This window comes from Blautia sp. RTP21359st1_E11_RTP21359_211015 (assembly GCF_040910705.1).
GTDB classification, from domain to species: domain Bacteria; phylum Bacillota; class Clostridia; order Lachnospirales; family Lachnospiraceae; genus Blautia_A; species Blautia_A fusiformis.
This window is the reverse complement of record NZ_JBDGAB010000009.1, coordinates 1-12,873: the sequence shown is the minus strand read 5'-3', so window position 1 is coordinate 12,873 and position 12,873 is coordinate 1. Positions and strand designations below refer to the sequence as shown.

The window sequence follows — 12,873 nt, the reverse complement described above, 5'->3', positions numbered from 1 at the left end:
ATATCCTACCTATAATCATACCACATTTTCGGATTCCGAACTACCTGCCAAATTCTTTTGCATTTTCCCGTTTTTCCTATCCTCATATGCCAGTTCAACAAGAATATGTTCTATTCAGATTCAGGAAAGAGACCAGGCCAAAGAAAAAACGATAAATTAATTCGCACTGGGTAATTTTCTATGTTTCAAATTGATCTAAACCATACACACAACGCTTAATTTCACCATGATCCGCCCTGTTCCCGGAGGTATGGAATACTTTCCTTAAAACTCTTTGCAGAATTTTTGATAAATTTCCTTTTTTTGCTTGCAAAAGAGCAATTCATCTGTTAAAATGGTGACTGTTGATAAAAGGAGGTGCTATTCATGGCTAAATGTGCAATCTGCGATAAAGGAGCTCATTTCGGAAACAATGTGAGTCATTCCCATAGAAGATCCAACAAAATGTGGAAATCTAACGTTAAATCCGTCAGAGTAAAAACAACTGCCGGCGGAGCAAAGAAAATGTATGTATGTACTTCTTGTTTAAGATCCGGAAAAGTTGAAAGAGCGTAAGTAATATCGTATGCCCCCGTAGAATGCGGGGGCTGTTTTTTTATCTTTAAGACAGATAAATTACAAGCGGGAAGTATGCCAGGTGCACACTTCCCGCTTATCTGCAAAACATATGATATCCGCATAGCAGACATATGACTGCCATTGCGATCACAATAAAATTCTCTGTAATAAGGATACCAAGAACCATGCCCACACCAATAAAAAACAGCATAAAACCAGTTAGCTTTCCCACTCCTGTCTGCTCATTTCCTGTTTTTTATTACAGTATATGCATGAAATCTAAATGGAATACTACTCTTCTTTCCCGTCTGTATCCTCAGCATTGCCTGCACCTGGCGCAAAACGGTTCACAAAATCCGGCACCATATCCAGAACCTTGGTAAGGCCATCCTGATTTTTTACGTTTACAAGTTTGGTGCTTCCATTCTGGATCACAAGTACTGCGCAGGGAGACATCTTTCCGGCAAGACCTCCGCCGCCGTTATTTTTCTTGTCCCCTTCAAAAGCTCCGGCTCCCACGCCGAAGGATACATCGACCAGAGGAAGGATAATGGTATCACCTACATGAATGGCATCGCCAACCACTGTTTTGGCCGATACAAAGCCATCCATTCCTTTAAATAATGAATTCACGGTATCTTTGAAATTATTCTCTTTCTCCATGTTTTACCTCCTTATGTCTCCATCGGTGGATGACGTATTTTATATTTTTATTGAAATAAAGCTCTGTTGCTGTTTTGAGAACTACAATTCCATAAATCCTTCCCTTTAACAGGATCTCTCCCTTAAGAACATTTTCATCATCAAAAAGGGGCGCTGCTTCGATCTTGTTTTTATGAAAAGGAATCGTCATTCCTAATACAGCCAATACCATACCTGTAACTGCCGGATCTTCATTGCCAAATGTGATTTTTCCGGTGATTCTTGTCGGAAGCACATGATAAATCAGTTTTTTTGCATTTTTCCACAGAAAGGAAAGAGCTTCTCTGGTTCGGGGATGGTCTAAAAATTCCTTCCACCAGTTTATCTTATCACAGAAATTTCGGATTGTTAATGCAAGACTTTGCATTTTTTTCAGAATCCTTTTGGGGATTCCAAGAAAATTCTGTACGATTCGGATCAGATTTCCAACTGCAGTTTTTATTCTTCCCACTATATTCAAAATTAAATCTGCAATCTTTGTCCGAAGCTTCTTTTCATCTTCCGATTCTTCCGATATTTCTTCGGAAATCGATATCGGCTCCATTATTACATTTTCCAAAATTTCATTTATATCTTCAACAGTATCTTCCTGAGGCTCAGACATTTGCAGCTCTGCGGTATCGTTCTGATTTTCGTTTTTTGATGTCTTTTCATGGCTTCTAGAAGCCTCTGCCTGTTTTTTGGCATTTTGATTTCCGGAGTTGGAAAGAGATCTAGGTTTCTTTTTTTTACGAAACAGATTTTTAAATTTTTCCAAAGGAATCCCTAAAAAACATAATTTTGTTTTCAGAACGCTCTGCTCCCAGAATACCTGTGCAGAAATTATATGAAGCAGCCAGCTCACTTCACCGAAAGCATGTATTTCCCGAAGACTATCCGTTCGGTCTTTTTTTATTTTCCCTCTGTATCTGATCGGACAGAATAAAAGAAGCAGCAGGATCAGAAAGATCAGCCCGATCAGGATCCCCAAAAGGATCAATATCCATTTTATTATCAGCCATAATATATGCAGCATTGGTTCACCTGTTTTTAAGATATTCTTTTATTTTAAAATTTCCAGTTTCGGTATAAACCTGTTCGATCATATCCTGTACCATCTGTATAGCACCGGATTTTCCTCTAGCCATTCCAATGATCAAAGGACAGGTGGCTCTGGCGCTTCGCTGTACAAGCATGCCTGCAGGAAGAATTTCCAAAATATTTCCGGGATTATCAGACAAAGTAACAACGTAGATATCCGGCACGAATTTGCCAGCAGTGATCCTGGTTCTTATTCTAGTAGGATTTTTTACATCATTTCCTATGTAATAGTTTTTCATCCATTTCAGCAATCTGCCCTCACCTCCGTTATAATGCCAAACAGGGCTGCGTAAGTACACAGCCCTGTCCTGTTGTTAAAAATACTTCTGCTGTTTCGCCCAGACGCCTTCACTTCGCATTTCCAGATACTCCTGATAGGCCTGTTCCACGATATGCTTCTCGTTGGAAAAACGGAGAAGATGATAGATCTCATGAAACTTATAGTATCCGGAATCTACAAAATATTCCTCTCGCTGGGGTTTGCTATGATAATTATCAGCTATCATGAGATACCAGTGTACCTCTTTCATTACCACATCCTCCGGAACGGTGAAATTATACTGGCTCTTACCGATATATTTCACGATAGAGGCCCGAACACCTGCTTCTTCCATTACTTCACGTAAAGCAGTCTGTTCAAAAGTCTCTCCTTTTTCTACAGTTCCTTTGGGAAGCACCCATCCTTCATAACGGTTCCTGTAGGATTTATACAATGCCAGGATCTTACCCCGATGAATTACCACACCGCCACAGCTTGTTGCTTCTATCATATTGCAATCCTCCTGTAATGCGTGTGTCTTTTGCACTGGCTATAGTATACCTCTTTTTCACCTTATAGGCAAGGGGCAAGAAGCAGATACTGTTCTCAATTTAATCGAAATAATATGCATCAAAAACATTGGCCGCAATGGGAACTGCCGCTTCACTTCCGGTTCCGCCGTTTTCCACGATCACTGCAATGGCGATATCCGGATCATCTACATTAGAATAACCCACAAACCAGGAATGACTGGAGCCATTTTCATCAAACTCCGCAGAACCGGTCTTTCCGGCAACAGTATATCCTCGTCCATTCAATGCGGAAGCCGTACCGTTTTCAACTACATTTTTCATTAGTTTTCCAAGGATATTGGCTTCATTTCTTGTCATCAGACGTTTGTATTCCGTTTTTTCTGTTTCCCTGACCGTATCACCGGAATTATTCACGATCTTATCGATCATAGTTGGCTTCATCAGTACACCATCATTGGCGATGGCACTTGAGATCAATGCCATATGCATCGGAGAAACAAGAGTGTTACCCTGGCCGATCGAGGTCTGCATCACAAGTGCATTCGGAGAATCTTTATCAAGGGTAAAGCGACTGGTTTTATAGGAATTCAGCGGAAGCGCCCTATTAAAGAGCAGATCCTCTGCAGTACTTTTCAGAGTATCTCCTCCCAGACCAAGGCCCATATCTGCAAATGCACAGTTACAGGAATGTGCAAATGCAGAATAAAAATCCTCCTGTCCATGTACTGCACCATTGTAACACTGGATCGTGTGGTCATCCACTGTGATACTTCCCTGACACAGATAGGAATATCCCTCCAGTGATCCCTTTTGTCTGAAATAATCCAGTGCCGTGACGATCTTAAATGTTGATCCCGGAGGATAAGCTCCATTGGTTGCACGGTTTAAAAGGCTACTGTTACTTTCATCATTAACAAGGGTATCCCAGTTCTGTGCGATCGTGTTCGGATCAAAATCCGGTTTGCTCACCATAGCCAGAATACGTCCGGTGGATGGTTCCAGTACAACTACCGCTCCTCTGCGGTCTCCCAGAGAATTGTATGCCGTTGTCTGAAGATCTGCATTCAGACTGGAGATCACGGTATCACCCTGATTCTTTTTTCCCAGGAATTCATTTTTCATCTGTTCCAGAAAAAATGAATGGGAGGTGAGAAGCTGGAAATTTGCTTCCGATTCCAAACCACTCTTACCATTGGTATCATATCCTACGGCATGTGCAAAAATATTGGAAAACGGATACGTTCTCTCTTCTGTTCCATCTTCATACACATTGGTCTGTGCCAGAACCTCACCATCCGAAGACTGGATACTTCCACGTACTACCCGGTCCGAAAATGTATCCTGACGGGTGTTGTACGGGCTGTTGATAAAATCTTCGCTTTTTATGGCGTCAAAATAGACCAGATATCCGATCAGACTGACAAAGATCAATATAAAGAAGGCCGATACAAAAGTTAAAGGCCGGTTCTTTTTTCTACGGAGTCTGGCGATTTCTCTTTCTCTCAGGCGTTGCTCTCTTTCCTCTTCTTTCAATCGTTTCTTTTCGCTGCGTTTCAATTTGTTCGTCCTCATCTTCCCTCAGAATATACAGTCCCTGAATGATCGCAAGCATCAGGATGGTACACATGACAGAACTGCCTCCGTAACTCACCAGCGGAAGTGTAACTCCTGTCATTGGAATAAACTTGGTTGCACCGCCAATGGTCAGAAATACCTGAAAAGCATATTCCGTTCCGAGCCCCAGTGCGATCAGTTTATAAAACGGATTCCTGATCTTTAGTGCAATAGTAACGATCATCAGAAAAAAGCTTGTGCATACAAGAATCAGGCAGATGGCAAAAATGCCACCCAGTTCCTCGCAAATAGCACTGAAGATAAAATCATTTTTTACGACCGGAATCTTCTCCGGAGAGCCCTGACAAAGTCCCATTCCAAACCAGCCTCCGGTTCCGATCGCAAACAGAGACTGCACGATCTGATAACCTTCATTTTGATAGACAGCCATCGGATCCTTCCAGGCACTGACTCGCTGACGGACATGTCCAAAAAGATGATATGCGATCACCGAACCAACGCATCCTCCGCCAAGTCCCAGAAATAAATAGCTCGGATTTCTGGTTGCCACATAGATCAGTACAAGGTAGGTGACAAAAAAGATTACTGCACTACCCAGATCCCTGGAAAGAACCAGAATCCCTACATGGATCACTGCAACGATCGTAGCCAGTACTACTTTGCGAAAATCCACCTTGGTACACAGAAGTGATGCCATAAAAAATACGAAGGTTATCTTGATCACCTCGGAAGGCTGGATTCCCATAAGAGAAAGCTTTGCACCGTAGCTTGTGCTTGCCAGAACAAGAACTGCCGCCAGAAGTACAATACCAATTCCGGCATAAGCCCATGTAAGATCTTTTAAAAATTTCATTTTTCGTATCATTACCGGTATCACCAGTGATACTGCACTACCTGCGGCCACGATCAGAAGCTGCTTAGTTGCAGACGGAAGTGAAAGCCGGCAGAGCATGATAAATCCTACGCTCAGGAGCATACACATATTATTTAAAAGAAGCAGCGATGCATTCTGATAAATAATTCGATAAAGGATCTGGATCGCTGCAAAAAAGATCATCATTTCGATATAGAACAGGATGACCCTGAAATCCATGCTTTTTAAATAGATCACAAGAAATGCTGTAAAATCAATAAAAAAGATCATGGTCAGCTGCTGATGGAGCAGTTCTCTCTTTTCTTCCTCATCCTGCCGCCACACCATATAAAAACAATGAAAGGTATAGACGATCATCAATGTGAGGATCACATACTTAGATAATTCTGTAATTACATTAATCATACACTTTTACTCGGCTCCTCTTTTAAAATGGCCTTTTGTATACCTGCGTCCGGAAGGTTTTCCGTTTTCCTGATAAACCGTCCGGAATTCTTTCAGGATTGCTTTTGCTTTCTCTGGCTCTTCGATCGTAAATGCCAGTCGCAAAGAGTGAAGGTTCAGTTTTTTTACCTGATCTTTTTCACCCGGAAGTCCGTAAGGAATGCTATTATAAATGATATTATAACAGTATTTTGCTTTTTCGGAGATGTTTTTTCCCCATGGATCACAGCTGCATTTTACCGGAAATTCACTGTTATAGCGGTCTTTCAGATAAGCCGTCTCATATTTTCCTGTACATCCGAAAAGATTCTTCCTTACACATTGCGCGGAAAGCATCAGTGGGATATAACCATATAAAAGCAGCTCCGAAGAAGTATTATCTCTGTGTTTCAGTTCACCCTCATTCAACTCAAGGGGGACTGTATTTCGAAGAACTCCCTCTTCCCGCCAGAAATCAACGCTCTGATCATTCCAGGTATACATGGATGCATCCAGGATACATTTTTCGCCATATCCCATTTTTTTCAGTATGGCGTAAGATTCCAGATTTCTTACCAGAAAACCCTTCATACCCTGCTCCAACCATTTTTGAGCTGATCGAAGCCACTTTTCGGGGATTTCTCCGCGATGGATATGTGGAGTAGAAAGATATAATTCACTGCTTGCAGCAAGTTCCGGTGAAAAATATTTTTCCATAGTATCAAAAGGAAAATAAAAACCTGTAATCCCCGGTTCGTTCAAAAGTACTTCCGCAGTATCCGAACGTTCACAGGATACATACACAGGCAGGCTGTCTGTTACCCTTCTGTGACAGGCAGCCTGATCCTTAGATTTCGTCGGCTGCTTCGTAACCTGTGCTCTCTTCTGACATCCGATCAGTGCTTCCCGCAGCTGACTCAGAGCATCTCTTCGTACTTCATTGAGAACTTTAACCGGAACAAAAATCCTTCCATTTATTTCAATGTTCAGATCCTCCCACTGAAAATCTGTATTTCCCAGTTTCTCCATCTGCTGACGGATCCTCTGTTCTTCCATTGGCTGATTTTTAGCAAACTGTACCTCACCGCCCATAGCAGTTACTGTCTGGCCCTTGCAGGTTATTTCCAGTATAACAGGACTTTCAGGAGAAAGTATTAAATTCCCATGAATTTTTTCTTTTATTTTTCTGATCTCCGGCTGGATATTACCGGATTTTTTTTCATTGGCAAAAGCCATCATTTCCGGTCCGCGATACATATCATAGTATCCTTTGCAGGATCCTCCACGACTGAAAAGCTCAAGAAGATACTTCCGGTCTTTTTCCTGAACGTGATATTCTTTTCCACTTAAATACATATCCAGATATTTTCGATATACTGCCGTGACGCCCGCTGTGTACGCCGGCTGTTTCATACGCCCTTCGATCTTCAGAGACATAACACCCGCCTCCAGGATATTCGGAAGAATATCCAAAGTGCAGATATCTTTCAGGCTTAATGCACAAAAATCCTTGTCTCCTTTATATTTTCTGTGATCCATGGTTACACTGTAAGGAAGCCTGCATGGCTGCGCACAGCGGCCACGGTTTCCGCTTCTTCCACCGAAAATACTGCTCATCAGACACTGGCCGGAATAGCTGTAACAGAGAGCTCCATGGATAAAAGTCTCTATTTCCAGAGGACTTGCCTTATGCATGGCAGATATCTCCTCCAGAGAAAGCTCTCTGGCCGGAACTACACGTGTTGCTCCCTTTTCCTCCAGAAACTGCATTCCTTCAGGTCCGGTTACTGTCATCTGTGTGCTTGCGTGGATATCCAGATCCGGAAAATTTCGGCGTATAAAAGAAAACACTCCCAGATCCTGTACGATCACCGCATCCAGACCAGCCTCATAATACGGAAGCAGATATTCAAACAGCTGATCATCCAGTTCACGGTTCTTCAAAAGTGTATTCACAGTAAGATATAATTTACGGTTATGGATATGTGCGGTCTCAATGGCAGCGATCAGCTCTTCCTGGGTGAAGTTCTGTGCATAAGCTCTTGCTCCAAAAGCCGGTCCCCCTACATATACCGCATCAGCTCCGGCACCAATAGCTGCCTCAAAGCTTTCATAAGAACCTGCCGGTGAGAGCAGTTCTGTTATCATATTTTTCAAAGTATTCCCTCATCTCCCATCTGTTAATCAAATCCGGTAACAATAAAACAAAAGAGGATTACCGAAGCAATCCCCCATCCTTATTTAAGCAGTTCATCAAGTTCTTTCTCCAGTTCCTTCACCTTACCGTCCAGAAGATTCTTCTGTTCCTGAGCTTCCTGTTCTGCCTTCTTCGCCTCTTCGATCTGCATTTTCAAAGAGATCAGTTCATGTTTCAGATCATACATTTCCTGATCTTTCTGCTGCAGATCCTGCTCGAAAATCTCCGCCTGTTTTTTTGCCTTAAAATAATCATCTGTAATATTCAGACTGAGCAGTGTATGCTTGGTCTCCATGGCCTGTCTGGAGTATCCCGGCATCTGACTCAGCTCACTGATCTTATTATTCATATAGGCTGCAACCTTCTGAAAATATTCCTCGGACTCATACCCGCCCAGAGTAATGATCTTTCCATCGATAACAACCTGTGCTGTATTCTTTACCGCCATTCGTAAAGCCTCCTGAATTTATCTGTTACTGGTAATTTCCTCAATAACATTCCTCTGCATTGCCGGTCTTACAACCCGCAATTTCTTTTATTATAACTGATTCCCGCAAAAATGTATAGAAGTTTTTCTATTATTTTGTCGATTACAATATTTTCCTTAAAGATGCAAATGTTTTTCTCAATTATGAGTGTTGGCTTTCATGTGTTCGATCACCCTTTTCCAGGAATCAATACCGCAGGTTCCACTTACCTTTACGCCTGTGTTTTTCTGGAAAACTTTCAGAGATGCTTCTGTATCGTCTCCGAAATGGCCATCCACAGTAACACCAAGTACAGACTGCAGCACAGAAACTGCAACGCCGGAATTCCCTTTCCGGATGATCGGAAGCTGGGTCTCAAATTTTCCTGTCAGAACTACTGCCTTTTCTGAAGTCTGTACAGGATACACTGCTTTTCCGTTCCAATCATAGATGGTGTAGCCCTGTTTCCACTCTTTCTTTGCATTCTCAAGGCTCTTGTATGCTCCGATCTGGCTCTTGCTGTCAGCCCAGGACTTTCTCGTGCGATAATACTTATCTACCGTCGGTGTGGCGGTCTCAGCTCCGATCAGCTGCTTGAACCGGTTCCAGTCACCTTTTGCACGAATTGCTGACGGGCAGTTCTTTGCACATACATCATAATGCTGCACAACTCTGTCTGCCGGGATTCCCAGCTGTTTCATAAGCTGTTTGCACACCTGGACTGTATTCTGGAAAGCTTTCTCATAGTTATAGCCTGCCTGGACGCACATCTCGATCCCTACTGAATTTCTGTTGTTGACAGTACCAAACAGCCGACCGCCGTAGTTAACCCCTACGTGCCATGCGCCACGGTTATACGGAAGCGCCTGATATGCCTCTGTGTCATCCACATATACATGTGCAGAATAGCCTTTAAAGTTTCCATCATGTTGAGCCTTAGCATGTGCTTTCGCATTTGCACCCTTGGCATAGTTATCTGTGTTGTGAATTACGATATATGCCGGTTTATGACCTGCATAGCTGTTGTTGTTACTGATAAGACTTGTGTTGATATTCATGGTTGTACTCTCCTTTTCTGTTTTTGATGTCTTATTTGATGCCTTAATAGATAATATGCCATTCAAAATGCTGATGATCTTCTGACCATAATTCCTGCCGGATACCTGAGCTTTTCCCATAATCTTTAACATATGTTTCCTCCAATAAAAAAAGACGATTACTCGCCTCCTAAAAATACTTGAATTATTTTTTTCGAAATGGTATATTGATAATACAAAGGAACAACCGCCCACAAGGGGTTGAACTCAGTGAATAGCGAAATAGAAATTCCACCCTACACTCAGCCAAAGTTTTGGGGTGGTTTTTCTATGTAGAAAATTACTTACAAAACGTCAAAACGAACGTAAGCAATGCCAGAATGAACATACCAAAAGCCATGAGGTCTTTGAAATCAAAATGATTCTTGTCCATCAGCACCACCTCCATTCTATGTAGAATAGAGGTCAGCCACCCTGCAACACGATTGCTCCGTGTTCTATATTATCATATCGTCCTTTGATGTTCAACGAATTTCACAAAGGGATCACTCGCCCTCTGAATCTTTGTATTTCGTCCTGTCCCAGATACCTTTTACTTTTTCCCAACCGCCGGTCGCAACCAAATACACTACAAACGCCGCAATAATCGATGCGAAAATATAATACCAGGTGACAGCTGTCTTATAATACGTGCACAGGACTGCCAGTGCCACCGGACACAGGATCAGTGATGTGACCAGTGCTACAATACTTGTCGGGATCTTATTAAGTCCCGGGAGCTCTTTGATCACCTGCACAATAATCGATACCAGGAACGCCAGCACCCCGATCAGCGCCAGACCATATGTTACATACTGCATCATTACATTTACATTCATGTTCATTCTCCTTTTCTTTCCAGATCTTCTATTCTATGACATGAGCAAATGATTGTTTCCATGTAGTGTTTCCCTTCTCCGACTGTTGCACCGGCGCAATTACAGTTTAAAGCACATGTTTTGAAATTTCTTATAAGCATCAAAGTATAACTCGTGCTTATCTCCGTTATATGTCAGCTCATAATACATTCCATCCGGCACAGTCGTGCTCAGAAGTGCTTTACTGTTCTGTAATGTCTTACAACTCCATACCACGTACACATACTGTACTGTGATCTGTTTTCCATCGATCTTATCCATGTGTGAATTGGTATATTCAGCTACTTTTACTTTGCAAAGTCTTAAAAATTCTTCATTTCCCATTCCTTACCTCCTACACATGGTCAATTCTCGGAATTCCATACTCAACCGCACGCTCATGTTCGATCTTGCATCCTCTTGCTTTCTGCCAGTCTTTTGCAAAATAGGCGATATCGGCATCAGATAAAAACTCCAGGGACTTTCCAATGAACCACAGAGGTTTTGCTCCTACCGGTGCTGACTGGAAGAAAGAATCAATAACCTCTACAGGTTCTCTCAACAACTCTTCTGCCGCTTTGATTGCCACCTTTCGCTCTGCAAGAATCTCCTCGTCTGCTTTGCCACTCATTGGCTGACTGATAAATAATTTCTTCATTTCTTGTCCTCTCTTTCTTAAAAAAGTGTATAAAAATACCACCTGTCATTTTCTGACTGGTGGATAATTATTGTTTATTTTAAGTCTTGCATTCTTGTGTATATTATCGTAAAATACACATAAGATATCTTAATAAGAACCATTCGCAATACCCATGATCTTTTAGATCGTACAGCTGAATGGTTCTTATTTTTTATTTCTTTGATAAACACCAATTATTTTTCTATCCTTGTACAATGCGATCTCTTCCAAAAAAGGAGAGATGTGTTGATCTGAACAGATTATTGACCTGCTCCATTATTTCGCCCTCTTTCAGCGGGCAATCCGTTATATCAAAAATAAAGTTTCCTGCCTGGCGCTTTTTCTTTTTTACCGCATTATACAGAACGTTTTTTCACCTGTGCTAATAGTCTTCAATTCAGATTCTCTGGTAACTCAGTTACCGAGTAATTCACTTTTTTATGACCTTTACTTTGTCGATAAATCAGGACGAGGATATCCAAGATGGGTATATGCCAGCACGGAAGCCATTCTTCCACGTGGAGTTCTGTTAAGGAAACCTGTCTGCAAAAGATAGGGTTCATACACGTCTTCCAGTGTTCCGGAGTCTTCTCCGATCGATGCGGCAAGTGTTTCAAGCCCCACGGGGCCGCCCTGAAAATTCAGGATCAAGGTCTGGAGAATGCGGCGGTCTGTTTTATCAAGGCCATACTGATCTACTTCCAGAAGATCCAATGCGAAGCAGGCAACATCGTAGGTGATCACACCATTATACTTCACCTGGGCGAAATCACGTACTCTCTTCAGAAGACGGTTGGCCAGACGGGGGGTTCCTCTGGAACGCTTGGCGATCTCGGCAGCTCCATTGGGTTCGATTTCCACGCCAAGCACCTGAGCGGAACGTAGAATGATCGTCGTCAGTTCTTTTTTATCATAAAACTCCAGTCTCTGTGTTACGCCAAAACGATCACGAAGCGGCGCGGAAAGAAGACCTGCCCTCGTTGTTGCACCTACCAATGTAAACTTCGGAAGATCCAGACGAATGGAACGGGCGGATGCTCCCTTGCCGATCATGATATCGATAGCAAAATCTTCCATTGCCGGGTAAAGAACCTCTTCTACCTGTCGATTCAGTCTGTGTATCTCATCTACAAACAGCACATCTCCTTCCTGAAGGTTGTTCAGGATCGCAGCCATTTCGCCTGGCTTTTCAATCGCAGGACCTGATGTTACCTTCATATGTGTTCCCATCTCATTGGCAATGATCGCGGAAAGTGTAGTCTTTCCCAGCCCCGGAGGTCCATAAAACAGCACATGATCCAGTGAATCATGACGCTGCTTTGCTGCTTCGATATAAATTTTCAGGGTATCTTTTGTTTTCTGTTGACCAATATACTCATCCAGACTCTGAGGCCTTAAATTTCCCTCCAGGGAAAAATCCTCTTCTGTAACATCTGTTGTAATGATCCTGTTCTCCATTTGCTATGCTCCGTTCTATTTCATTTCAGTGCGAGCATGTTTGCTCTTACTCACGGCGGTGACATGCTCCCACCACTTAAATCTTACGATTTTGAAGTGGGGGCTTCCTGCTCGATTACCCTTTAGGGCAAAGCT

Annotated in this window: 16 protein-coding genes; 1 reads left to right on the top strand and 15 read right to left on the bottom strand. The window is 42.4% G+C overall.

All coding sequences use genetic code 11. The features are described from left to right. Positions 1 to 366 precede the first annotated feature (366 nt). On the top strand, positions 367 to 555 hold the full coding sequence (gene rpmB / locus AB5026_RS04840; protein WP_015524898.1) for a 50S ribosomal protein L28: 189 nt from the start codon (positions 367 to 369) through the stop codon (positions 553 to 555). A gap of 97 nt (positions 556 to 652) precedes the next feature. On the opposite strand, the gene AB5026_RS04835 is transcribed toward rpmB, so the two are convergent. The 15 genes from AB5026_RS04835 to ruvB form a co-directional block, all read right to left on the bottom strand. Next, entirely contained in the window at positions 653 to 790 is a 138-nt protein-coding gene (locus tag AB5026_RS04835) for a hypothetical protein (protein ID WP_173740860.1), read from the bottom strand. A 59-nt stretch (positions 791 to 849) separates the two neighbouring features. Then, a complete protein-coding gene (locus AB5026_RS04830; protein WP_015524896.1) occupies positions 850 to 1,221 on the bottom strand; it encodes a GerW family sporulation protein in 372 nt (123 codons plus the stop codon). Continuing rightward, positions 1,205 to 2,275, bottom strand: a complete 1,071-nt coding sequence (locus AB5026_RS04825) for a DUF2953 domain-containing protein (RefSeq protein ID WP_368212872.1) — start codon at positions 2,273 to 2,275, stop codon at positions 1,205 to 1,207. Before AB5026_RS04825 ends, AB5026_RS04830 begins: the two co-directional genes overlap by 17 nt. A gap of 4 nt (positions 2,276 to 2,279) precedes the next feature. After that, on the bottom strand, positions 2,280 to 2,591 hold the full coding sequence (locus AB5026_RS04820; protein WP_044961521.1) for a hypothetical protein: 312 nt from the start codon (positions 2,589 to 2,591) through the stop codon (positions 2,280 to 2,282). 63 nt (positions 2,592 to 2,654) lie between these two features. Next, positions 2,655 to 3,110: an NUDIX hydrolase gene (locus tag AB5026_RS04815; RefSeq protein WP_015524893.1), complete on the bottom strand. Its 456-nt coding sequence runs from the start codon at positions 3,108 to 3,110 to the stop codon at positions 2,655 to 2,657. A gap of 100 nt (positions 3,111 to 3,210) precedes the next feature. Further along, positions 3,211 to 4,704, bottom strand: coding sequence for a penicillin-binding transpeptidase domain-containing protein (locus tag AB5026_RS04810; protein ID WP_161209519.1), 1,494 nt, complete (start codon positions 4,702 to 4,704; stop codon positions 3,211 to 3,213). Next, on the bottom strand, positions 4,607 to 5,986 hold the full coding sequence (locus AB5026_RS04805) for an FtsW/RodA/SpoVE family cell cycle protein (protein WP_015524892.1): 1,380 nt from the start codon (positions 5,984 to 5,986) through the stop codon (positions 4,607 to 4,609). The genes AB5026_RS04810 and AB5026_RS04805 overlap by 98 nt, the downstream gene beginning before the upstream one ends. A gap of 6 nt (positions 5,987 to 5,992) precedes the next feature. Continuing rightward, positions 5,993 to 8,152, bottom strand: a complete 2,160-nt coding sequence (locus tag AB5026_RS04800) for a U32 family peptidase (protein WP_368212907.1) — start codon at positions 8,150 to 8,152, stop codon at positions 5,993 to 5,995. An 89-nt stretch (positions 8,153 to 8,241) separates the two neighbouring features. Further along, positions 8,242 to 8,649: a cell division protein ZapA gene (locus tag AB5026_RS04795; RefSeq protein WP_015524889.1), complete on the bottom strand. Its 408-nt coding sequence runs from the start codon at positions 8,647 to 8,649 to the stop codon at positions 8,242 to 8,244. A 177-nt stretch (positions 8,650 to 8,826) separates the two neighbouring features. Further along, positions 8,827 to 9,858 (bottom strand): N-acetylmuramoyl-L-alanine amidase, encoded by a 1,032-nt coding sequence (locus AB5026_RS04790; RefSeq protein ID WP_147602989.1) that lies wholly within the window; start codon positions 9,856 to 9,858, stop codon positions 8,827 to 8,829. Positions 9,859 to 10,250: 392 nt separating this feature from the next. Beyond that, the gene (locus tag AB5026_RS04785; protein WP_110103919.1) at positions 10,251 to 10,583 is read right to left on the bottom strand and encodes a ribonuclease; all 333 of its coding nucleotides are present in this window, start codon (positions 10,581 to 10,583) and stop codon (positions 10,251 to 10,253) included. A 99-nt stretch (positions 10,584 to 10,682) separates the two neighbouring features. Next, entirely contained in the window at positions 10,683 to 10,946 is a 264-nt protein-coding gene (locus AB5026_RS04780) for a DUF6275 family protein (protein ID WP_110103918.1), read from the bottom strand. A gap of 10 nt (positions 10,947 to 10,956) precedes the next feature. Then, complete coding sequence (locus AB5026_RS04775; RefSeq protein WP_022426487.1) at positions 10,957 to 11,259, bottom strand: DUF4406 domain-containing protein; 303 nt, start codon at positions 11,257 to 11,259, stop codon at positions 10,957 to 10,959. A 223-nt stretch (positions 11,260 to 11,482) separates the two neighbouring features. Then, positions 11,483 to 11,644, bottom strand: a complete 162-nt coding sequence (locus AB5026_RS04770; RefSeq protein ID WP_158526504.1) for a hypothetical protein — start codon at positions 11,642 to 11,644, stop codon at positions 11,483 to 11,485. A gap of 83 nt (positions 11,645 to 11,727) precedes the next feature. Beyond that, entirely contained in the window at positions 11,728 to 12,738 is a 1,011-nt protein-coding gene (gene ruvB / locus AB5026_RS04765) for a Holliday junction branch migration DNA helicase RuvB (protein WP_015524888.1), read from the bottom strand. Positions 12,739 to 12,873: the final 135 nt, after the last annotated feature.